The sequence below is a fragment of the Legionella spiritensis genome, assembly GCF_900186965.1.
Classification (GTDB): domain Bacteria; phylum Pseudomonadota; class Gammaproteobacteria; order Legionellales; family Legionellaceae; genus Legionella_C; species Legionella_C spiritensis.
On the sequence record NZ_LT906457.1, the window covers coordinates 2696011 to 2718410 of the forward strand.

Genomic DNA, 22400 nt, shown 5'->3' on the forward strand with positions numbered 1-22400 from the left:
CCATGACAGTCTTTTGTCTTCTTATCATCTACCTCTTCGTCTTGCGGTTCATCTTGGTAACACCCAGCTGGTTGATTGGAGGCTAGAAATAGGGAAGTATTAGCTGGACTTCCCTTTTTAACGCAAACAGAAATGCGCGGCGGGTCAACCATACCGCGACATTCATACCCTTCACTACAATCCGGCCAAGTGCCCCCGGGTTGCACATTGCAACAACAACCAGCGCCTTCGCAAGGATACGTTTTAGCATAAGAGGTCACAGACAGATTCAATAGGATAAGTCCACTGAGCAGATATGCTAATTTATCCATGTTATTTCCTTATCTTGTCCTTAAACAGCTTAATATCTTGCTGCAGCTGCTTAATCCGATTGTGAAACGTTGCTTTGTCGAAAGGAATGACTCCGCCATTGATATACCAGCTGACGATCTTACCGGCCTTTAAATAAATTTTCTCTTCGGTTATGGCTTGTTCCTTGCCACGATAATAAGTCACATCACGCTGAAAATAGATCAGCTGATTTTGGTCAAAATAAAAAGACTCCACGGCATTGCCTTGCTCACCCATATACTGGATCCAAATTTTTTCAATCCCCTGTTTATTGCGACAGACTTTTAATTCTGACCCTTCGGCTGATAACCCTTCGATTATTTTGCTAGATATCTGACAGGCATCTAATTGTTGATTGATATGATTAACGACGGCATTAACCGACTGTTCAGCCTCCATTTTATTTGCAAAGCCAGAGCTAGAAACGAATGACAACAACAAACCTAAGCCCATCAAAATTTTAATAACCATTATAAATTCCTTTTATCCATTTTCACGCACCACAATGTCATCGGATATGTAAATATTATAGAGCATATTTTACTCAAGAATTGAACTCAAATCCCTTCACGATCTTTTGAATCAATCCCTTTTGTTCTGCTTTAGCCAGAGCAATTGGATTACCCTGAAACATTGCATAAAATACGCGACCAGTTCATAAAAAAAACTCCGGGAAAATTAATGGTATTTAGCATGCTTCGTAAAACGTGTGCTATGCGCAATCGTAAGTTAGCCAACTATCCGTAAAAATGATGGCATTAGTATGATAATTATTATGGTATAATTTCCTTATGAAAAGCATCGTATTATTAATACCCCACTTTCTAGGGCGTGTCCTCATTCTGTTTCGCGAGCTAAAAGTTGGGATAATTTAGCGCAAATTGCAGATTGAATGAGGAGAATAGCCAGCCCTGTTTGACGAATTCAAACTGTAATTTGAGCAAATTAGTACAGGTTTTAGTCGTGAAACAGAATGAGGACACGCCCTAGTAGCCTTGATAAAAATTTTGCGTCCTGGTGGTACTAAGGGCGATGATTGCAGAAAATATGGCATTGCGCCAGCAATTGATCACATTGTCACGTCGCCATAAGCGTACACCAAAATTGTCCTCTTCAGATCGACTTATATTTGGATTTTTAGGCGGATTCATTAAGCAGAATCGTTTATCTAAAATTGCTATTTTGATAAGGCCCGCGACTATTTTAAAATTCTGTAAAGCGACTCAATAGACGAGAACGTTATTTGCAACAACAACCTGTCATTGCTGCTATTTATTACTTTAAACAGCGATTGCATCGGCTACTCATGCGAAAACATCGCACTGCCAAGCAGTGTACGCGCTTAATACCTCTCTTTCTTAAATTGATTGCCAGTCTGAAAGAAAGTCCTTTTCAATCACTAAAAACTCTGGGTAAAACGTTATATCAATGGCGGGAAGAAGTCGTTAGAATGTGGCGGTTTACTAAAAACAACGGCATTACAGAAGGCTTTCATCGAAAGATGAAACTCATTCAACGTCGTGCCTATGGGTTTAGAAATTTTGAAAATTATAGGTTAAGGGTTAAGGTTTTGTGTTCTTGATTAATGCCCCCGGAATTGGGGAAGACCCAAAAAATTCAACAACATGACTTAAAAAAACCCATGACAAGGGTGAGTAGACCAATGAATGAAGAGAAACATATCACTATGTTTCTAGTGATAAAATCATTCTATGAATGATATGAAATCTTCTAAATTACAGCCATATTTCTGATTGGGTATGTCTTCATAGGAGTTATAGTAATTTCTGGTGTATGACAAATTAATGGAGGCGTCTGGAGAGTAGCATTTGATTCTAAAAGGAAAGCTATTGTCCTTGTTGGTGGTGATAAGTCTGGTAGTAGTAAAAAACGATTTTATAAAAGCTTAATTAAAAAAGCTGATGCTGGATTTGATAACCATCTTAACAGTTTAAAGAAATGAAGTGTGACATGCCACGATCCCTTGAAGATAAAATTAAAAGTTTGCCTAAAAAGCGCCAACAAAAAATTCAACAACGAACTAATGATCTGATCGCAGAAAAAATATCTTTGTGTGACATTAGAAAAACATTAAAACAAACTCAAGAAGATTTGGGTAATATTCACGCAACTGCTATGCGGTAATGCAAAAACATCATTATCTAATCGAGACTCTTGCTATCAGAGTATCACAGTAATCACTTTTATCAATTAAACCAATCAAAAAAATAAATTATATTTTTCGTACTGATATCTCTACAATAAATATAGTATTTAAAGGAAATATAGAGCCACATGGAAAAGGAGAAAACTTTATGAATCAAGTTACTGTATTCGCAAAGCTAAAATCTAAAAAAAACAAGCTTGAGCAAACTAAAAAACTTTTATCCAGTTTGATTGAACCAACTAAGATGGAGCAAGGTTGTATTATTTATGATTTACATCAAGATCAGGGAAATCCATTAAACTTTTATTTTTATGAAGTCTGGGAAAATAAAAGCTTACTAAATGCTCATTTAAATTCACCTCATGTCCAGCATCTATTCGATCGTCAAAAAGAATTATTAGATAACGAAATTGAAGTTGGCTTTACTGAAAAAGTTATTCTTGACTAAATAAAAGGAAAGACTATGTTTGAGAAAAATTTATTGTCAGAAAAACGTGTTATTGTCACCGGAGGGTCATCTGGTATAGGTGCAGAAATAGCTAAAGTTTTTGCCGAGTATGGTGCATCACTTTGGATAGCTGGTGGTCGCGATAAGCTTGGATTAACAAACACACTTGAGGTTTGCTCAAATTATGGCGCCAGAGTTGATGGTAATTTATATGACCTATCTAACTCCAAAAGTGCTGAGGATATTATACAGAATGGTGTCGATTATCTAGGAGGAATTGATATTTTAGTTAACGGTGCAGGAACAAGGGATTTAAATAGCTTTACCAATATTGATAATCAAGCAATTGATTTGTTATTTGAAGTCAATGCCAAAGCGCCATTTATCGCGGCAAGAGAAGCTGCAAAGCATATGAAGAAACAAGGCAGTGGCCATATATTGATGATAGGTTCTGAAGCAGCTGAGCATGGAACCCCTAACTTTTCCTTATATAGTGTTACTAAAGCCACTATGCATGCCTTAACAAAAAATCTTGCCATTGAATTAGGACCACATGGATTACAGGTCAACTGTCTAGCTATGGGGCCAATCAAGAGTGGACGAGTTAAAGAGCTTCTTGAAAATGATCCGGAGTTTTACAAGTCCAGGATCAATAAAGTCCCAATAAGAGAATTTGGTGATCCTCACAATATTGCCAAAACAGCCTTGTTCATGGTTTCTCCAGTTAATCATTACATGAATGGTTCAATTGTTTTAGTAGATGGAGGCATTACTTCGCTGTGAATTCACTAAATTTGGCTGTTTAGTTAGATATGATCAAGAGACAGCCGCTTAAAACCAGGAATCCTATTAGATGATTCCGCTTAATAGAGTCATTGGTTTCCTGGTTACAGCTCTATTTTCCTGCTTAATAAGGATATGTGTTACAAATCTGCTACACCTATATTAGGCACTCAAGACCGAAACAATTTAACTTATTGAAAAATATAGTAATTTATATGGTGCGCCTGGAGGGATTCGAACCCCAGACACTTTGGTTCGAAGCCAGGGACTGTAGCCCTGCAATCCTTTAAAATAAAAGCCCTTTCGTTGCATCATAATATCCAATTACGGTCTATTGCTGCTTCAAACGGCCTTGGCCTGCCACAGTTACGTCACAAATACATCACACTGGAGTTGCGCCAATTTCCGTCCTGTTTGTCTAAAACATTTCTATTCTCACCTGATATTAGAATTCGAAATATGGGATAAATAACATTCTTATTGACGTTTATCCGTATATTTAACAATAGAAATGTCAGTTATCCAAGAATAGTGTATACTGACAGTTACTCAATGTAAGGTTTAGCAATGCACCTAAAACGTACTTTAAATCTACCAGGATTGTTGCAGAAGAAATCCTTTTTCTTCTTCGGTCCCCGAGCTACGGGTAAATCCACTTTAATCCATGATAGCTTTAAGCCAAATGAAATAATTTTAATTAATTTACTACGCAGTGACTACTACCTGATGCTCAACAATGCCCCTCACACATTAGAGGACATCATTCAAGGTCAGCCTGGTTGTCAATTAGTTGTAATAGATGAAGTTCAGCGGGTTCCAGAATTATTAAATGAAGTTCATCGGTTAATTGAAGAATTGAAACTTACTTTTTTACTCACAGGTAGCAGCGCCAGAACTCTGAAAAAGCAAGGAATTAATTTACTGGCTGGAAGAGCATGGCAAGCTCATTTATTTCCATTAACTTCTGAAGAAATACCCTCATTTGATCTAAATCGCTATTTAAGATACGGCGGATTACCTGCTGTGTACTTGAGTGATTATCCTGAAGAAGAGCTTAATGCCTATGTGCATACTTACTTAAGAGAAGAAATTCAGGCTGAATCTCTGATACGGAAAATTCCCGCTTTTACTCGTTTTCTACAAGCTGCAGCGCTCTCTTCCGGCCAGATGCTAAATTTTAGTGAAATATCCAGTGATACTGGAATTCCGGTATCGACTATTCGTGAATACTACCATGTTCTTGAAGATACCTTTATTGGCTTTATGGTGCCTGGATGGACTAAATCAGTTAAAAGGAAAGCCATTGCAAAGGCTAAGTTTTATTTATTTGATATCGGTGTGAGAAATGCTTTATCCCAAATTTCAGATATCCCTCCAAAAACAGACGTATTCGGTCAATCTTTTGAACACTTTATCGCTTTAGAAATTCGAGCATGGTTAGATTATTCACGAATCAACAAACAATTATCATATTGGTGCTCAACGCATGGTGCTGAAGTGGACTTTATTATTGGTGATGATATTGCAGTTGAAGTTAAATCGACAGATAAAATTCATGACAAGCATTTAAAGAATTTATATCTGTTAGAAGAAGAAGGTATTTGCAAAAAATATTTTATTATCAGCTTTGATAAAATCAACCGTAAAAAAGAAGCTATTAACATTATTTATTGGAAAGATTTTTTACAACGCTTGTGGCATAATGATATATAAGCCTGTATCAGAACTTTTCATTCTATGTAATATCATACTCATATTTGCTACGGTAATCCCCCCGAAAAATCGGACACTTTGCTAAGCGGCCATTTTAACCTCAAACAATTCGGGTGATTTATATGACCTTTATTCATCAATTCCATCAGGCCAAACCTCGATCATCGATGCTTCCTCTAAACATTTCAATGCATGAGATTGACCTATGATTATCTCAAACCACTCACCAGCATTAATTATTTTTTTTGTTTGCTCAAATTCTACTTCTAACTTTCCACTAACCAGATAGTTGCAAACGGGATTTTGGTGAGTATGTGGGGGAATAATTGCCCCCTTGGGGATTTCAGTAAATGTAATAAATGCCTTGCTAGATGGTTGGTAGAAACTAAACTGCTCCAGGTTTACTTTCTCCATATTCTTTATCATTTCAGGAAACATATGATTTGCTACTGCTAACTCTCGATAGCTTCTCATTGTACACAAAACCAACCTGGAATCCACCACCAAATGGTGGGGTTTTGGGACACATTTCATCATTGTTCAGTTTTCACCTCTGACTAAGATTTTATTATTTTAATAGGGAGTCCATCAAATCAGGTTAAGATCATACATCTTAGGATGTGCCCTTTTAGAAGTCATCTACCGCAGCCTTAAGCTATTTTCTAGTAGGGGAGGTATACTTTCCAAGTGGGTTAATTTTACTAGTGATTACTTTCATATCTTTATGCATAGGGTTAATTACCAAGTTACGCTCTTCTGGCACCATAACAGAAGGAACTGATATAGCGAGAAATGTATTTTGGTTAAATAATTGCTTTTCAGCAAAATCTCGGGTGACATTTATCGCGGGCTCACTGTTCCATCCTTTAGGTAAATCATTCACCGAAAATTTTTTGATTAACTTATCAGGGATATCAATTTCAAATTTATAATAAGAGTAACCAGAGACAGATAACCCATTATGGGCTAACCACTCTAGCGTACAAAGAGCTATAGAATCAGAGCAATAAACTACTTTACGGCCTTTATGATTCCACCTGCCAGGAACATAAAGACCCCCGTCGCCCGAAAAAACGTACTTTATCATCTTAGTATTATGCGCTCTATACCACATCGCCATTAGCTATAAACGCCATATTTGATTTGCTGTAAGGCCTGCTCAACAAGTCTATGACCAACTTCGGTATCAAGCAAATCAATAGGTTTTCGATTACCTAATGAAGGGATTTCTCTGTAGAGCCAATCTTTTGTTTCAGACTCGCCAATAATTTCACCCGCCACCTTAATTACTGACACAAGTCGCATAAGCTTTTCGGAAGCAGCGGAGTCAAGAACTTGCTTTCTGCCCTTTTTCGATTTATATGTAGACGATGGAATATCAAGTCGCTGAAGCACATCTTTCATGACATACTCGTAGGGTGATAAGTAATCCTCTATATGCTGAGGGAGTACACCACTTCTGATGGTTTCAATTTCTTTGATGGGGTCGCCCAATAATTCTTTGATAGTTATATTAGCCATATAATTTCTCCTATATAGATTGATTATATAGTACATATTGATACTTTGTCAAAGACAAAGTGATACCGAGCTAATTACAAGTCTAATTATAGGTTAAGGGTTAAAGTTTTGGTGTTCTTGATTTGTGCCCCCGGATTTGGGGATGAGCCTAAACTATTGAATAATATGATTATAATGGCGCGCTCGGAGGGACTCGAACCCCCGACACCTTGGTTCGAAGCCTTATGCTCTAGTTTAAAATACGTTATAAATCAATACCTTGCGAAGCGTCAATTTCACTAAAAACAGCCTAAAACTGCCTAACACAGCAGAGAACCGCCACAGTTGAGACACATTTTGGTCACAGTAAAATGTTACTCACTTTGATTTATTAACTAACATTCGAGAGTGCGTTATACTTGTCACGAATTATCTGTAACGAAATCCAATCCTGGCAGCAACTGCTGCATCATCCATCCCCTGAATACTGGGACAGTATCCAATATTCGAATAAATATAATTACCCAAATAGGATCATTGAGTTTACTACAATGCAACGATTTAAGATTATTACAAGAATTGAGACTAATCCCGAAAGCGAGGCCATGGATTTAAAAATCAGCTTTGAATATCACTTGCCAGATAATTACGAAAAGATCGGCGATCCTTTTCTCGGCCGACTCAAAATATTTAAAGTAACGGATATAAAAAATTGTCCTATTTCTTTTCGCCTTTTGCCCTTATATCCGCATGTTCTAATTATTAAGGCTTGCTGGGATTATATGGAAAGGAATCAGCTCTTCAAACCAACCAATGTTATTCCAATTTATTGAAATTCAATTTTTTATTAACAATGAGGGAAGTAATAAAGATCGTTGACTACATTAACTACACTTATTATTAACTGTCTGATTATATAGATTAAAGGTACTATTGGATTAGTATATTCAATGTAGTCATCGTTATTTGCGTAGAATAACATAACTTTTTAAAGATTCAATATAATTTAGCTGATATGATTGCTACCTTTAAAATAGATGATTTAGAATAAGAATGCCTATAATTTTTCATCCTAATCCAGGGCAAATTTTGCTATGCGATTTCTCCGATTTTAAAGAACCAGAAATGGTTAAAAAGAATAGACCTGTTATAGTTTTGTCTAGTGCGCTTAAAGGCCGAGATAAATTGCTAACTATTGTACCTCTTAGCACTGTAAAACCAGATCCAATTCAACCTTATCATTATTTACTCCCTAAAAAATCGATGCCTATGATTGGCATTTTTCAGGAGCCTGAGAGTTGGGTGAAGGGTGATATGCTTTATACAGTAGGCTTTCATCGGCTAAATTTGATAAAACTAAATACCCGTACTGTAGATGGAAAGAGGGATTATTTTAGAAATAAGCTTGGAAGAGAGCAAATGAAGGAAATTTATAAATGTGTATTGCATGGACTAAATTTATCCAAATTAACAAATCATTTGTAATTTATTGTAGAAATTACTATAATCTAATTGTTCCTGCTCTGCTTTAGCATCAGGCATTCGAGACTACACAAAGGTCCGCCCAGTGTAGCTGGCACAACAAAATGGAGATGACAATCCTTGTTGATGCCACGTTTAAGGCTTCTTCGGAAGCCTTCGTCATTTTAGCCGTGCAACAACAAAATGAACACCAAATACAGTCATTGTGCCTCTTAAATAGGTATAAAACCTTTCATATAGAGAACTAAAGCTTACAACAGTTTATGTCGTGGAATAATCTGCAATTAGTTTTCCTTTTCTATGATCATCCCCATTTCGAATAGGTTGTGTAGATTCGTATAACTTGCCTCTATTTTTTCTAGCAGCAGCATCAGCATTATTTCGATCACTATATCGTGCTAAGTCATGATCTCCATTTTCTTTTTCATTGGTGACAACAGCGTAATATTTCTTATCCATATCAAATTTTCCTTTGGTAACCCCCCCCAGAAAATACACCTTAAATCATCAATTTAATAATTCAATTTTTTTAAATCAACCTGTTTTTTAAATCCATAAATATTATGGTACTAGCATCGTAAATTTTAATCATAGTTACATATAGAGTATGTCCCTTATAATCATAGGATAAAAGACATAATTTTTGTCAAAATTTACGGATTACCAATATGAGATACTAAATTTTTAATAGCAGCAAGACAATTGATTCTATACTCCTCCTTCACTTGCACCCTGTGACCATTCACGGTTTGTTTGCCAGCCTTTAATTTCGAAAATGGCAACCCCCTGGCAAATGCAATTACACCAGCTGTTTGAAAATCTCTAACATCTATAAAACATTCATCAATATTTTCAGCAGTAAATATATTAGGAGTTCCCTTCAAAAGAACAGAAATGTCATTTTTAATATTATTGAGCACAGCATCATAAGCTGAGGCAGGTCCCATGTATTGAGTCAGGCGATTTTTTACAATTAAGTGAATTTTAGGAAGAGCTCTTTCAGCATTCTTTAATTTTGCTGAAAATGCATAAGTTGAATAAATTTCAGAGGGTAATTTTAGCCCATAAATCAAAGAAAAAGCATTTTGTATCGCTCTTCTTGAAGAGTCATCAGCCATAACAGGTAAAATAATTCTTTTAGCAGAAGCTAAGGCAATTTGTGTATATAATGAAAAACTTGGATTACAGTCTATAAACACCATATCGTAAGGCTCTAAAATATTTTCTAAAAAATCTTTCAGCCAGTCAATTACAGTAATCCAGGTATTTGTTCCTGGTATTTGCTGATTTGCAAGTGTATTTACTGCATTTGACTGTAATTCAAGAAGAGGATCGCCACAAACTAAATCTATATTATCTGCAATAGCATCATTGAAAATATTTGGTTTAGAAATAAAGTCCTCAGAAGTAAAGTTTGGAATAGCGTATGGTGAAGGTAAACGCAACTGAAAATACCCACCAATACTACACCGTGGGGTTAACCCTTGTTGTTGTAATAATTTATCACTCCCCTTTTCAGTTAACCCTCCTAGGAGAAGCTCTGATAAATTCGCCTGGGGACAAAGATCAATTGCCAATATTCGCTTATCAGAAAAAGTTTCAGCGTAATTACAAATAGTTTGAAAAGAAAGACTTGTCTTCCCAGTTCCACCTTTATTATTCCAAAATGCATATATCATCATCTTTAGGATCCTTAAATTTATCGGTTGGACGACTTATTATTTATATTAGACGACAAAAAAATAAATGTCAATTTATGACTTTAACAAGTCCATTATGGACATAGTTATTGCATTTAATGCGCACATATAGTCATCATCGATATTCATTGAATATAAGGGTTTGCATACCCTTCAACCCTGGCCACCTGACGTGACCATGTCCGTTCAAATTCAGTCACCGGAAAATCTCTGTTCCAGGCGTCAAACAACTGTTTTTGCTGCCTGCTTAATCGTATTCCGTATTTATCGGCCATGAATAAATTAGCTCTGGCCACTATCCCTTTCGCAGAATCGGGGGGCTCGGCTTTTCTCAATGCCCTGTCGACATAAAAACCACAACCGTAGGTCTGCCTTTTACTAGGAATTGACGAATACCGGTAATTACTGCGTATCTGATTAATCAAACCATTGGCCGGCCATAAATTATAAAGTTCCGCTTCCGCTTTTTGAAACGCCTTGTCTATTCTGGCGCAGCATTTACGGCCTTTATACGCCCTGCCCTTGCTGTCTTTGCATAATTTCTCCCGCCAGCAGCGAAACTGACGACCGAAATTTTCAGCAGGCATCATGTGTTCCCATTCCACGCGATGAGCGCGTTTTTTATTGGATCCCGACTCCATCCCGCAGCTTTTTAAATCAATGCGATTGTTTTGATCGAATCGACACTGGCAATACAAGGTAACGCGGTGATTGGCAAACAACGCACCCGCGATTTTTTTGGAGCTGGCAAAAGAATGGGGTTCCAGCGCGTGCAAAGTCATTGAACCTGCAAGCAGGATAAGGGATAGAGCGGTCCCGGAGACTTTTTTCATGACACCATGGGTAAAATGACGAAACAATTAAGAAATATCTTACAAACTATTACGCCATTGTCATAGTGATTATTTTTTGGAGCCTGTTAGGATAGATGTTACGAGGAGGCGGATTTGAGGACATCAGGGATGATGTAAGCCTGAGGGATCAGGTGCTCAATTCCCCCTCGACCAATTCTTACAGTTCTGTACATATTAAAAATACAACACCACTCTGAACGACTCGTGAACACCCCTGAAACTTCCAGACAAATCAACGGGATTGACAGCGTATGCACAAGGTTATCCACAGAATTTGTGGATAACCGGTTTTAACTCCCGATTTTGATAATAACATCAAAAGCCAGGCCAGCTCTGGATTGTCACGCTGAAACGAATAGAATCATTGAAAAAAACACGGGGTGTTTAAAAAAAATATCCACAGATTGTGGGTTGGGGAAAAATATGCTTTATGCCCTGTAAGGTTATCAGAAAAGAAATAAAAAAACAGTCTTGACACTAATAAAAAAATGTCCAATTACCAAAACCCAGGGACACTTCCTGCAGGCGTTTCATTCAATGCCATGGCACACTCCGTGTTGGGACACGATTTCCCTTGATTAAACGAGGCCAAATCATCCAATCGGTCGGCCAGGGTTTTGTCGCCATAGGCGATTCTTTTTAGATCCGGAAAGCTCCTTTCCACCGGTTGCAGGCAAAAACACCAGCCGGTTTCCTCCGATGCGAACGCCTGGGTGCCAAACAACTGCTTTTGCCCCTGACTCACTAAATAGCGGTCGATGGTCATGGCCACCAACCCTTTTGATGACAAATCCCCTGAATCAACCGCGCGTTTTGCCCACAAAAAGGCCTGAAAATAGTGGTCTGGTACATCGCCATGCTGATAAATCAGAGAAGCAGCGGCGTAATCCTGGGCTTCTTTAAGGCACCCTTCCCCAAATATCTCCCCGACCCGCTTGCGACGGCTCTCGTCATGACAAGACACATTCTGCTTTTCTTCCTCCGACAACTGGTCCCAATCCTCGCGTTCTTTCTGATCATCCTGCACCAGGCGTTGCAATTCCCGGGAACGGGCCTGTTGTCTGTCCGGCTGCTCCTGGCAGGTGCGATAGATGGGACTTTCAGAGGCCTGAACGCTGATAACCGCACCCATCAGCGATAAAAGGAAAAACAATGCCGGTAATTTTTGTCTCATTGAACACAACACCTCAAGAAAGAAACGGACGGACCAGCATAACCAATTTCAAGGGCAGGAACCAGCAGCCACCCGACCCTCTTATTCGGGTGTCCGCCGCCATGGCTTAATGGCATCAACATCCTGATAACGCCAGTTGTTCATTTTGGGCGTGACCGGATAAATAACCAGGTCATTGCCTTCATAAGGATGAAGCAGTGATTGCAACAGGCCAGGGTCTGTCAATTCATTATCGAGCCAGGCATCCTGCGCTTTTTTATCAAGCAGTGCCGGCATGCGGGTATGAATGGATTGCATTGCGTCATTGGCTGTTGTGGTAATCAGACAGCAGGAATGAATGACCTCACCTTTGGGCGATTGCCAGGTATCCCATAATCCGGCGACCGCTAAAAGCGTGTCGTTTTTCTGCCTGGTGTAATACGGTTGCTTTACTTTACCCCGAGCATGCCATTCAAAAAAACCGCTCATGATAACCATTCCGCGCCGTGATTTAAAACTCTGTCGGAAGGCAGGTTTTTCTGCCACGGTTTCCGCCCGTGCGTTAATTAATGGACGGTCAAAGGTTTTTTCTTTAGAGAAAAACGGGATGAATCCCCATCTGAGCATAACACCGTGCCGTGCTCCATCACTGGAGGAAAGAATGAAAAAAACGTCCTGGGCAGGTGCAATATTAAAACGCGGTATAAGCTCCGGCAGTTCATCAACATCAAACTGCGCTTTGATGCCGGATAAGGTCGTAACCAAGGCAAATCGTCCGCACACAATCAAGCCTCCACACCAATGCCGTCTTATCATTCAGTTTAGGATTTTTTTATGCCAATAAACAATCAACCGCCTGACATCAGTATGTCATTTCACCAGCACCACCGGCAAATCCGACCACCTTGTCGTATAACAGGGAGAGCGCATCCCGGCACGCATCGCCCATGGTTTGCTGTGACCTTCGGCCGCCAGTTTGATGGTATGGCGGCCATAACGCTGATTGATTCCATCTAAAACACCCATCAGCCGGTCTTTTTTGATAAGGGAAAGCTCCGTTGGCTGATGCAGCAAATCAAGCTGGATGGGGTTTTTTGGTATTAAATCCTCCAGCATGACACCGACTTTTTTATAGTAAATCCCCTCCCGAAACAGTCGTTTCAAACAGCGTTTGGCCATCCCGGTGATGATACGGGTATCATCGGTTGGATTGACCAGACGACAGGCGATGCTGTTGCTGTATTGTTTTAAATCGGCACGAAACGGGTTGGAGCGGACAAACACATGGAGGTGCTGCGCCACCAGATGCTGGCTGCGTGCCTTTTCACAGGCGCGGGCGCAATGGCTGCTGATGGCCTGGGCAAGGCTGTCATAACCGGTTTGCATCTCACCAAACGATTTCGAGGACAGGATGCTTTTTCTGGCCACGGGTTCGTCCAGTCCGCCGCAAGACATGCCCTTTAACTCCATCGCCGTTCGCATCAACATCACATTACATTGTTTTCTAAGCAGAGGCGCGTTGGTATTGGCTAAATCCCGGGCGGTCATAATGCCCTGCTCCATGAGTTTTTTCTGCCAGCACCGCCCTACCCCCCATACGTCCCCAACTGGAACCTGACTTAACCAGTACTCCGTTTCGTCAAGGTGAAACACCGGAGTACTCAGAACTTTCTTACAAAGATAATTAGCCGCTTTGGCCAGTGTTTTGGTCGCTCCCATACCAATAGACGTTGGTATGCCGGTGGATTTTAAAACAGCGCCCTGCAGCTCCCGACAAAACGATTCGTATTTCCCTGGCGCCATGGTTGTTAAATCAAGAAACGCCTCATCAATGGAGTAGATTTCAACCTCCGGCCAGGCCGATTCAATCATCGACATTACCCGTTGCGACATATCGCCATATAACGTGTAGTTTGATGAAAACACGGCAATGTGATGCTGTCTAACCAGGGATTTGATTTGATAAAAAGGTACCCCCATGGCAATACCCAGTGCTTTTGCCTCGTTAGAGCGGGCAATGACACAACCGTCGTTGTTGGATAACACAACAACAGGCGTGTGTCGCAGGTCCGGTCGGAACAAGCGCTCGCAGGAAGCGTAAAAATTATTGCAGTCGATGAGGGCGAACATGATTAAAAGTCACTTGATTAGTGATACATTAATCAAATAATAGGCAGAAACAGGCGTGCTGTAAATGACCATGACGAGTCAGCTGCCTGAAATCGAAGGTAACCATCTAAAAACAATCCATAAACTATTTTCGGTATTTTTTACATCCATGTCTTTGCACTTATTTTACACCATAAATACCGTTTCATTACACTAAAGGGTGTAAGATGGAATCAGTGGTGGTTGTTTCTGCACAGCTAACAGAGCAAAAACCGGACGTCAACAGAAAACCGTGGTGTGCCAGCCTGCCTGTTGCAGGACGCCTGAAACGGTTTCGATGATGCCCACCTTAAAAGAGAACTGCTGCAGGACAACACCCTCCCTTACTTGACCACGTCAACCCATGCTGATACCTAACTATAGGACAGTATGATCTTCTTGGGTTTAAATTCTTATTTCACTGAGTAATAAAAATCAATATAAAAAAACAGCAACCAAGCAAAGTAATCATTGACCCAAATGCAATCCAACAGTATCTCCATGTCCGCTCAGTCAAATCCTTCGCTTCAATCAATGAGTCCGATACTATCTTTTTCATGGCCTGAACAGATTCACTGGTCGACTCCCTCAATAATTTGGCCATTACCTCTTTACTCGCTGCCAGAGTGGCATTGATCACATTTTCGGCTTTTTCCTTGGCGTCATCCTTCCACTGAGAGGAAATGCCTTCCATTTCCTCTCTGAACTTCACCAGCAGCTCCTCTTGTGCCTTTCGGTTTTCCTCAAGCAATCTGTCATTCATGGTTTGAAGGATAAGAACAGGATCGTTTTTAGCCAAAACTACACCATGCTTGATGGCAATGTCCTGGATAACTTCATTAAGTTTGTCGGACATCAGATCACCATGGCGTTATCAATCTGGCTAAATAGCTGATCTCGTATCAGCTTTAATCGTTGCCTTGTCATAATATTTCTTTCAGGAGAATCGATTGCTTCATTAAAGGTGATTTTTTGTTGAAGCATGTTTGATAAATCCAGGCCGAAGGTTTCTTCCTTTAAATCTGGGATATTGATGATTGCTGCTATTTGGTCCTTTGTTTCTTTGTATACCTTCATTTGCTCGAAAGGCCTTCCTTCATTCTCGATTTTTCCCCAATAAGGATTGAGCCATACAACATAGCGTACGTCTTTTGGAAACTGGTTCACCAGCTGAGCAAAGCCGTTTATTGTATCCAGCAATGCCTGGCCACCGGTGATAACGGTATGGATGACGAGTTCATGCCCCATGTCTTTTAACAAAGCAGGCACCTGGTTTGTGATGAGATAATGTGATAAAGGCACAAATGAGCTGGCGCCATTATCAATAATCACATCATCTTGGGTATTTGCAATCTTTTCAATCAAAGCATCAAAATGGCGAGGATTGATTTCATCACCCTCCATAATATCCAGGCGTACGACATTAAGTGACTTAAAACCATGAAAGGTGGCGTTAATGGGATCCGTATCTATACAAAGTGGTGATTGTGCTTTGTTAAGCTTGTACTGAGCGGTAGTAGCTGAGACAAAGGATTTGCCGACACCGCCCTTTCCCTGCATCGTGATATGTATTTTTGCCATTACAAGAGTTCCTCCGGGTTGGGTATTGGATTAAAAGTAAAACCCTTGATTTCATTAGTGGCTTTACTTTTGCTCGGTTTGTCATCCTTGATTGTTTCCTGTTCTGACTTAATTAACTTAAGTACGTAATGCCTGAAGGCTTTATAGCCGAATGAAATTTGCCCTTCATCCAACAAGGTTTCCCAGACCGCTTTCATGGACCAGCCAGCTTCAAGCGCTTCACGGATGTCATCTTTGAGTATGATAAATTGTGATTTGGCATTGTTTCGCTTCGCCCTTTTTTCCGATTGGTTTTGAGCTACCCGTTCTGAAAGTGACTTTTTCATGCTTTTATGGCGTCAAATTTTTTTCTTAGATTAATCTAAACCATAATTTGAAATTGAACAATGAAAAAAGGAATAATTTGGAATATTTATGGAAGGAATAAGAATAATTTTGCACTACTAAAGGATTTAATTTATCTTTAAAGAGAACTTTTTAGAATAATAAGGAACTATTAAGCCCCATATTCCAAAAAAATCCTTTGAAAATCGTTGTAAGTTCCAAATTGTTCCTGTTATGATTCCTAAAAGAAACGTTGAAACACAGGGCAAGATAGGTGAAGTTAGCTAACCAGCAAGCTGGCTACCAAACTTCACATGGCTTATTCGCACCTTCGGTGCTCAACGGGCATCTTGCTTTTTGAGTTCAAAAAAAAACAATTAATCAGTACCTAAAGGATTGCATAACCACTTATTAAGAGGTCAGCATCCTTATGGTTGAAAAGAATAAAAAACCTACCAGAAAACACGGCCGCCACCTTCGTGTTCCCGTTCTTCCCGATGAAGAAAACTCCATTAAATCCAATGCAGCTCAGGCTGGATTTTCTATTGCGGAATACCTGCGCCGTGTCGGCCAAGGCTATCCAATCCAAAGCGCAATTGATAAAGATTATATTCTCCAGTTATCCAAAATAAATGCAGATATGGGAAGGCTTGGAGGATTATTTAAGCTTTGGCTTACCCAGGATAGACGAGTCGCTCATTTTGATCATCGGAAGATAAAGGCACTACTAGATCGTATTCAGACAACGCAGGATGCCATGTTTGAGGTGGTAAAGAAATTATGATTATTCGCCACATCCCCATGAAATCAGCGAGACTGAGCAGCTTTTCAAGCCTGGTTAAATATATTGTCGATGAACAAAACAAGCAGGAACGAGTGGGCAAAGTCAGGATATCAAACTGTAATAGTATTGACCCCACCTGGGCTATCCAAGAAGTTTTGGCAACACAAACGAGAAACCAAAGAGCCAAAGGTGATAAGACATACCATTTTCTAATATCATTTGCCCCAGGGGAAAACCCATCTGAAGAGATATTGAAGGCTATAGAAGACAGGGTTGTATCGTCAATTGGATTTAAAGAACATCAAAGAATAAGTGCTATTCATCATGACACCGATAACCTGCATATTCACGTTGCGATTAATAAAATTCATCCTAAATCCTTTACCATGATCGAGCCATATAGAGCCTATAGGGCTTTTGCTGAAGCAGCAACGACACTGGAAATCGAATATGGACTTGAAATAACCAATCATCGAACTAGAAAAAGTCGCGCTGAGAATCTTGCGGACGATATGGAACATCATGCTGGAATTGAAAGTCTGATTAACTGGATGAAGCGTAATTGCAGGGAAAATCTGGATTCGGCAGAAAATTGGGACGAGTTTCATAAAATCCTTGCTGTGCATGATTTGGAAATTCGGGTCAAAGCCAATGGATTTGTTTTTTGTAATAAAGATGGCCTTGTAATTAAGGCCAGTTCTGTTTCACGAGGATTTTCTAAAAAGAACCTTGAATGTCGGTTAGATCCATTTTTACCCTCTCCTTTTGGTACTCACCTGGCTGGGCAAAATATTTATCGTTATGAACCACTCAATAAACAAGTGATCGGAAAAGAAATTTATGCGCGTTACCTTCATGAAAGGGAGCATGGCAAAACGATTTTTTCCGAAAAACTTAAGAACCTTCGTGAAGCTAAGGCCAGATTAATTGATAAGGCCAAGAGGCGTGGCAGAATAAAGCGTGCCGCTTTAAAGCTATTGAAAACCTCAAGGACTCAAAAGAAATATCTATACAAGCAATTCAGCAAGACTCTTTTGAACGACATTGAAAAAATACGCCAAAATTACGCTAAAGAGCGAAGGCATATGATTGATTTGCACCAAAACAAAACCTGGGCTGATTGGTTACAACAAAAAGCTCAGCAAGGTGACAAAGAAGCTATAACAGCCTTGCATTATCGAAACCGAAAAAATCTAAGTAATTATACCTTATCTGGAAGATCGTTCGATATTTCTTTAACTGATATAGAGCGAATTGACTCCATTACCAAAGAAGGAACAGCAATTTATAAGCTGGATAAGGCAGTTATTAGAAATGACGGTGAGGAAATCAAAATTTCTAAAGGTGGTTCTATTGCCACACTGAAAAAAGCCATTGAAATGGCAAAGCAGCAATACGGTAACTGCATCCAAGTCAAAGGCTCGCCACTTTTTAAAAAGATCATTCTTCAAATAACAGTGCAGAACAAAATCTCAATAACCTTCGCTGACCCAGATATGGAAGCCCAGCGAAAAAAAATGATTTCAGAACAGGAGAAACACCATGAACAATCAAGACGATACGGATTTAATGATGGAAGAAGAACTGCAAGAAGCGATGAAATTGCTGGAACAACCCTTGGAAAAAAAAGAAAGCAAAGAGGCATCCTTTCCAGAACGAAGCCCAACGCTTTCAGCATTAGACAAGGCCCGCCAGCCGAAGGTCAAAACAGCTTGCGAGACCTGCCCCAACTCGATATGGTTCAGTTCACCGGAAGAAGTAAAATGCTATTGCAGGATAATGCACATGATCAGCTGGAGCGGCAAAGACTCCAACTTGATAACCATGTGCGACGGAAAGTTTCTGGACTAAAACAGAAAGGTAAAAATCACAAGCAATAAAAAGTGTGAGCTTTTTAGTTGATTTTGTTCGTTGGCGCAGTGCAGTTTTCATCGCAGCGTTTGTTCGCGGCTGAAAAAATATCCCAGAGCGATACGGCCACCATTAACGCCAATGCCAAGTAAGTGACATAGGTGCTCCAGTCGTATTGGAACCAGGGATATAGAGACAATAGCAGCAGAATCGGGCCAGCTATACCCAACAGACTCCGGTGCCATTGCCGATGACTAAACCAGCCCAGTCCGTTTGCAGCCAGGGCAATCCAGGCGAACAGCGGCAGCAGAGTATTGGCGAACATGCCTTCCACTGGCTGAGCACGCCAAGGCCGAGAGCCGCGCCCAGGCTAGCGATAGCAGGAAAACACATGGCACAGCCCATGGCGGATACAAGTGCTCCCAGCGATCCGGCTTTGTCGCCAATACGGGCGAATAAGCGAATTAGTGTTTTCAAATTAAGCCTCCATTGGGTACGCATAGAAATTCAGATTGTTTGAGCTGGACACATAATATCTACCGGGCTCAGCGCCTTTTTCCGAATCAATCTTTTCCATTATTTCTACCCTTTTTGTTTGAGTGAAATAAAAATTGGGCACAGTTCATCTGGTTGGCGTGTTTCACAGTCACTGACCAGTGCTTTTAAAGCTTTTTCCAGTCGCTTGAGTTCTTGAATCTTTTCAGCAATATGCGCCAGTTTTTGCTGTGCCTTGGATTTCACTTCACCACAGGATTGTTTGGGGGAGTGATGAATGGACAATAATTTCTGAATTTCCTTGAGGGTAAATCCCATGGTCTTGACACGCTGGATAAAGCGCAGCTTATCAACTGCTTCCATGGAATATTGGCGGTACCCATTGGCGGCACGAGGGGGTTCTTCAATCAAACCATATCGTTCATAAAGCCTAATGGTGTCATGAGAAACACCCGCCAGACTCGCTACTTGTCCAATCGTTAGTGCCAAAGCCATTCTATCTCACCTCGGTTCAATTTAATGATCACAGCACGCATCTGATGAACCACTTTCTTCCATAAAGGCTTTATAGGCTTTTAAAGCCCACATTTCACCGACACAGCCGCCCATGGTAGAGACAACAGCCAATACTTCCCCAAGTTCAGCTTCCGTCGCACCCAGTGATTTGGCTTGCAGTACATAATATTTTAAACAAGGCTCACACCTAGCATTAATGCCGCAAATGGTCGCTATCAATGCCTTGGTTTTAGCAGGTAAAATACCATTTTTAAAAATAACCTCCTGGCGCATTTGCTGAATTTTCGTCGTCGTGCCCAAACTTACTTTTGAAAATGCACCTATTAAACCTAATGCAGGATCAATGTTTTTCAATTGCTTGCTGTCCACTCTTATCCTCCTTCATTATGAGCTCTACATATAAGCCTAAACCATGGACTATAGTCCAATGTCAAGTGACGTTCATGCAATATTTGAAGAATGTTAGAATTGTTAAAGGATAAGCATGAATAAAATGTTATTATTTTACCCTGTTCATAAGGGTTTCTCTGTTTTATCAGATAAGATGAAATACATAATGCTGCTTTAGCCTGACGTCATGATAGAGTACACTTCAATCTGGCATAGCAGAACAAAGTAGAAATATGCAAAAGATTTAGTATGATATCTGAACTGGCTCATCATTATTTAATGCTGTTTTTACTATGCGAATTTGACTATTTTCCAATATCTTAACTGAAAAAAATAGACTTCTTTCGAAACTGGCATCAAGTTAGTTCTATGTTATAAATTACGGCAATTAAGTTAAATATTAATCCAAATCTTTTTCGTCTTCAAGACCTTTTATATTTCCATACTTCATCAAAGCTCCTTGATTAGGAGCTTTTTATCAGCAACTTTTGCCAAAGGCTAGTTTCGAAAGAACTCTATTGTATTTTTACTGGGATTCCGAACGGAGCAAAAAGTGTTTTCCCATCGATTTGTACTTGGGTAAACAGTTTAATAAATCCCGCTTTATTAGGCTCAATATGAAATTGTAACTCGGGTCCTCCTCGCTCAAATCCGTTGGTGGGCTCTTTGCCCATTGGATGGACATGAGTAACCGTTTTAAAGTCCTCATTAAACCCAACGATGTGAGCATAGGCACCCATAATTGGTTCTAACGTATGAACTGGGTTTCCCTTGGCATCAACAATATCTATTTTACCCATGGCTGGTTGCCCCACTTGTAAGGGCGTTTTATCAAAAGATAATTTGAACTGATAACCATCAACAGTGCTTTCAAATAAAGGCTGGCGATCAATATGACCTCCTAATCCCTTAATGTTTTTAGGAGATGGAAAATCGGCAATAATATATTCCTGAATTTTTGTATTCGCAGGCAATAGATCGGCCCAAGTACGATAAGTAGCATTTTTGAGATTAGGCTGCCACTCAAATTGGTAAACACCGGGTGTCGTTGTTTCAACTGGATGAACATGGCTGTAGTCCATGAGATTGTCATCAATAATTAATAAATGAATCTTTTGTGTATGTGCCTCAACAAGATCGTTTAGGGTAACTGGTTTATTATTTGTTGTTTTAGATAACTTGATGAAGACTAGGTAGTGTCCCTAAACCTTAAAATCTGATATTTTACCATTCTATATTTGAGATATAAATGGAGTTCGGTCAGTGGCAAGGATGGTAATTGATGATTTACTTTGGTCAAAATTAGAAAAACTATTGCCAAAGCGTGAAGAAGGTGGTCGACCTGCGAATGATCGGTTGTTTATAGAGGCTGTATGTTGGATAGTTCGTACAGGGGCTCCGTGGCGTGACTTACCACCTGAGTACGGGTCATGGAAAACGATCTATAACCGATACAATAGATGGTGTAAAAATGGTGAATTTGATCGAATACTATCGATCTTAAAAAAAAGGTGGCGATCACGAATGGCACATGATTGATGGAAGCATTATTCGCGCACATCAACATGCCGCAGGTGCAATTGGCGGACAGGATAAAGAAGCCTTAGGTCGTAGTCGAGGTGGATTTAGCACTAAAATTCATGCGAAAGTTGATGCACTTGGCATGCCCCTTGGGTTCGTATTAACCGGAGGGGCAATTCACGAAGTAAAAACAGCGCCAATATTATTAGATAAGGATATTAGTGAGTATTTAATTGCTGATAAAGCTTATGATAGTAATGAATTTAGAATATATTTGTCTGAACGTGGTACTAAGCCCGTCATACCTCCAAGAAGTTGTCGGCTGATTCAGACAGAATATGATAAGTTAGCCGCTACTTTCATGGGCGCATTGAACATTGCCAGTATTTTGATATGGTTGAAGTAATCATGGGTTTAGGGACACTACCTAGTTTCTTATCCTTTTTTTCAATTATCTTCTGAATTGATAATCGCATGGTAGCACTTTGCTGTGACTTCGATGAATTTTTTGAGGGATTTTTCATCGCATGATGATGTGAATTTCCAGCAATAGCAATTCCATAATACGAATTACTTAATAGCAAACCAATGAGGGTGATGATAAATTTTTTCACAATAATTTTGGCTCCCAAGGACACTCAACCGTTCTGTATCATTATA

27 protein-coding genes and 2 pseudogenes are annotated in these 22400 nt (G+C 39.8%); 11 read left to right on the plus strand and 18 right to left on the minus strand.

Annotated elements, in window-relative coordinates:
• Window positions 1–82: 82 nt before the first annotated feature.
• Together CKW05_RS15350 and CKW05_RS12155 are read right to left on the minus strand one after the other, a co-directional pair.
• Window positions 83–250, minus strand: a complete 168-nt coding sequence (locus CKW05_RS15350; protein WP_156413343.1) for a hypothetical protein — start codon at window positions 248–250, stop codon at window positions 83–85.
• 62 nt (window positions 251–312) lie between these two features.
• Complete coding sequence (locus CKW05_RS12155) at window positions 313–801, minus strand: hypothetical protein (RefSeq protein WP_058484392.1); 489 nt, start codon at window positions 799–801, stop codon at window positions 313–315.
• A gap of 739 nt (window positions 802–1540) precedes the next feature.
• Here CKW05_RS12155 and CKW05_RS12160 point away from each other — a divergent pair.
• The 5 genes and pseudogenes from CKW05_RS12160 to CKW05_RS12180 all read left to right on the plus strand — a co-directional run.
• Window positions 1541–1912, plus strand: a pseudogene (locus CKW05_RS12160) (ISL3 family transposase); the annotation flags it as partial.
• A 389-nt stretch (window positions 1913–2301) separates the two neighbouring features.
• Window positions 2302–2475, plus strand: coding sequence for a hypothetical protein (locus tag CKW05_RS15355; RefSeq protein WP_156413336.1), 174 nt, complete (start codon window positions 2302–2304; stop codon window positions 2473–2475).
• A gap of 170 nt (window positions 2476–2645) precedes the next feature.
• Window positions 2646–2945 (plus strand): putative quinol monooxygenase, encoded by a 300-nt coding sequence (locus CKW05_RS12170; protein WP_058483222.1) that lies wholly within the window; start codon window positions 2646–2648, stop codon window positions 2943–2945.
• A 15-nt stretch (window positions 2946–2960) separates the two neighbouring features.
• The gene (locus tag CKW05_RS12175) at window positions 2961–3728 is read left to right on the plus strand and encodes an SDR family NAD(P)-dependent oxidoreductase (protein ID WP_058483221.1); all 768 of its coding nucleotides are present in this window, start codon (window positions 2961–2963) and stop codon (window positions 3726–3728) included.
• A gap of 567 nt (window positions 3729–4295) precedes the next feature.
• Complete coding sequence (locus CKW05_RS12180) at window positions 4296–5441, plus strand: ATP-binding protein (protein WP_058483220.1); 1146 nt, start codon at window positions 4296–4298, stop codon at window positions 5439–5441.
• A gap of 129 nt (window positions 5442–5570) precedes the next feature.
• Here the strand turns inward: CKW05_RS12180 and CKW05_RS12185 are convergent, their stop codons facing one another.
• From CKW05_RS12185 to CKW05_RS12195, 3 genes are all read right to left on the minus strand, one after another.
• Window positions 5571–5915, minus strand: coding sequence for a cupin domain-containing protein (locus CKW05_RS12185; RefSeq protein WP_058483219.1), 345 nt, complete (start codon window positions 5913–5915; stop codon window positions 5571–5573).
• 181 nt (window positions 5916–6096) lie between these two features.
• Window positions 6097–6561 carry an RES family NAD+ phosphorylase gene (locus tag CKW05_RS12190; RefSeq protein WP_058483218.1) on the minus strand — a complete coding sequence of 155 codons (465 nt, stop codon included), beginning with the start codon at window positions 6559–6561 and terminating at the stop codon, window positions 6097–6099.
• Entirely contained in the window at window positions 6561–6962 is a 402-nt protein-coding gene (locus CKW05_RS12195; RefSeq protein ID WP_058483217.1) for an antitoxin Xre/MbcA/ParS toxin-binding domain-containing protein, read from the minus strand. The genes CKW05_RS12190 and CKW05_RS12195 overlap by 1 nt, the downstream gene beginning before the upstream one ends.
• Window positions 6963–7492: 530 nt before the next feature.
• On the opposite strand from CKW05_RS12195, the gene CKW05_RS12200 reads away from it, so the two are divergent.
• The gene (locus tag CKW05_RS12200; RefSeq protein WP_058483216.1) at window positions 7493–7774 is read left to right on the plus strand and encodes a hypothetical protein; all 282 of its coding nucleotides are present in this window, start codon (window positions 7493–7495) and stop codon (window positions 7772–7774) included.
• A 292-nt stretch (window positions 7775–8066) separates the two neighbouring features.
• Window positions 8067–8426: a type II toxin-antitoxin system PemK/MazF family toxin gene (locus CKW05_RS12205; protein ID WP_231950596.1), complete on the plus strand. Its 360-nt coding sequence runs from the start codon at window positions 8067–8069 to the stop codon at window positions 8424–8426.
• Between the two features lie 258 nt (window positions 8427–8684).
• On the opposite strand, the gene CKW05_RS12210 is transcribed toward CKW05_RS12205, so the two are convergent.
• The 9 genes from CKW05_RS12210 to CKW05_RS12250 all read right to left on the minus strand — a co-directional run bounded on the left by CKW05_RS12210 (window position 8685) and on the right by CKW05_RS12250 (window position 16185).
• Window positions 8685–8882, minus strand: a complete 198-nt coding sequence (locus CKW05_RS12210) for a hypothetical protein (RefSeq protein ID WP_058483214.1) — start codon at window positions 8880–8882, stop codon at window positions 8685–8687.
• Between the two features lie 194 nt (window positions 8883–9076).
• Window positions 9077–10105 carry a ParA family protein gene (locus tag CKW05_RS12215; protein ID WP_058483213.1) on the minus strand — a complete coding sequence of 343 codons (1029 nt, stop codon included), beginning with the start codon at window positions 10103–10105 and terminating at the stop codon, window positions 9077–9079.
• Window positions 10106–10248: 143 nt separating this feature from the next.
• Entirely contained in the window at window positions 10249–10956 is a 708-nt protein-coding gene (locus CKW05_RS12220; RefSeq protein WP_095140647.1) for an endonuclease, read from the minus strand.
• Window positions 10957–11473: 517 nt separating this feature from the next.
• The gene (locus CKW05_RS12225) at window positions 11474–12151 is read right to left on the minus strand and encodes a hypothetical protein (RefSeq protein ID WP_058483211.1); all 678 of its coding nucleotides are present in this window, start codon (window positions 12149–12151) and stop codon (window positions 11474–11476) included.
• Between the two features lie 81 nt (window positions 12152–12232).
• Window positions 12233–12913, minus strand: coding sequence for an SOS response-associated peptidase (locus CKW05_RS12230; RefSeq protein ID WP_058483210.1), 681 nt, complete (start codon window positions 12911–12913; stop codon window positions 12233–12235).
• 87 nt (window positions 12914–13000) lie between these two features.
• A complete protein-coding gene (locus CKW05_RS12235) occupies window positions 13001–14260 on the minus strand; it encodes a Y-family DNA polymerase (protein ID WP_058483209.1) in 1260 nt (419 codons plus the stop codon).
• A 436-nt stretch (window positions 14261–14696) separates the two neighbouring features.
• Complete coding sequence (locus CKW05_RS12240) at window positions 14697–15134, minus strand: conjugal transfer protein TraM (RefSeq protein WP_058483208.1); 438 nt, start codon at window positions 15132–15134, stop codon at window positions 14697–14699.
• Entirely contained in the window at window positions 15134–15859 is a 726-nt protein-coding gene (locus CKW05_RS12245; protein ID WP_058483207.1) for an ArsA-related P-loop ATPase, read from the minus strand. The genes CKW05_RS12240 and CKW05_RS12245 overlap by 1 nt, the downstream gene beginning before the upstream one ends.
• Entirely contained in the window at window positions 15859–16185 is a 327-nt protein-coding gene (locus tag CKW05_RS12250) for a TraK family protein (protein WP_058483206.1), read from the minus strand. Before CKW05_RS12250 ends, CKW05_RS12245 begins: the two co-directional genes overlap by 1 nt.
• 428 nt (window positions 16186–16613) lie before the next feature.
• On the opposite strand from CKW05_RS12250, the gene traJ reads away from it, so the two are divergent.
• Window positions 16614–16967 carry a conjugal transfer transcriptional regulator TraJ gene (gene traJ / locus CKW05_RS12255; protein ID WP_058483205.1) on the plus strand — a complete coding sequence of 118 codons (354 nt, stop codon included), beginning with the start codon at window positions 16614–16616 and terminating at the stop codon, window positions 16965–16967.
• Window positions 16964–18847 (plus strand): TraI/MobA(P) family conjugative relaxase, encoded by a 1884-nt coding sequence (gene traI, locus CKW05_RS12260; protein WP_058483204.1) that lies wholly within the window; start codon window positions 16964–16966, stop codon window positions 18845–18847. The genes traJ and traI overlap by 4 nt, the downstream gene beginning before the upstream one ends.
• Window positions 18848–18861: 14 nt before the next feature.
• Here the strand turns inward: traI and CKW05_RS12265 are convergent, their stop codons facing one another.
• The 4 genes and pseudogenes from CKW05_RS12265 to CKW05_RS12280 form a co-directional block, all read right to left on the minus strand.
• The gene (locus tag CKW05_RS12265) at window positions 18862–19143 is read right to left on the minus strand and encodes a MerC family mercury resistance protein (protein WP_456298517.1); all 282 of its coding nucleotides are present in this window, start codon (window positions 19141–19143) and stop codon (window positions 18862–18864) included.
• A gap of 257 nt (window positions 19144–19400) precedes the next feature.
• Window positions 19401–19808, minus strand: coding sequence for a heavy metal-responsive transcriptional regulator (locus tag CKW05_RS12270; RefSeq protein ID WP_058483203.1), 408 nt, complete (start codon window positions 19806–19808; stop codon window positions 19401–19403).
• 21 nt (window positions 19809–19829) lie between these two features.
• Window positions 19830–20198, minus strand: a complete 369-nt coding sequence (locus CKW05_RS12275) for a carboxymuconolactone decarboxylase family protein (protein WP_058483202.1) — start codon at window positions 20196–20198, stop codon at window positions 19830–19832.
• A gap of 536 nt (window positions 20199–20734) precedes the next feature.
• Window positions 20735–21412: pseudogene (locus tag CKW05_RS12280) on the minus strand (hypothetical protein); the annotation flags it as partial.
• A gap of 79 nt (window positions 21413–21491) precedes the next feature.
• On the opposite strand from CKW05_RS12280, the gene CKW05_RS15630 reads away from it, so the two are divergent.
• On the plus strand, window positions 21492–21758 hold the full coding sequence (locus CKW05_RS15630; protein WP_058483201.1) for an IS5/IS1182 family transposase: 267 nt from the start codon (window positions 21492–21494) through the stop codon (window positions 21756–21758).
• The gene (locus CKW05_RS15490; RefSeq protein WP_058483200.1) at window positions 21751–22146 is read left to right on the plus strand and encodes an IS5/IS1182 family transposase; all 396 of its coding nucleotides are present in this window, start codon (window positions 21751–21753) and stop codon (window positions 22144–22146) included. The genes CKW05_RS15630 and CKW05_RS15490 overlap by 8 nt, the downstream gene beginning before the upstream one ends.
• The last annotated feature ends 254 nt before the right edge of the window (window positions 22147–22400 follow it).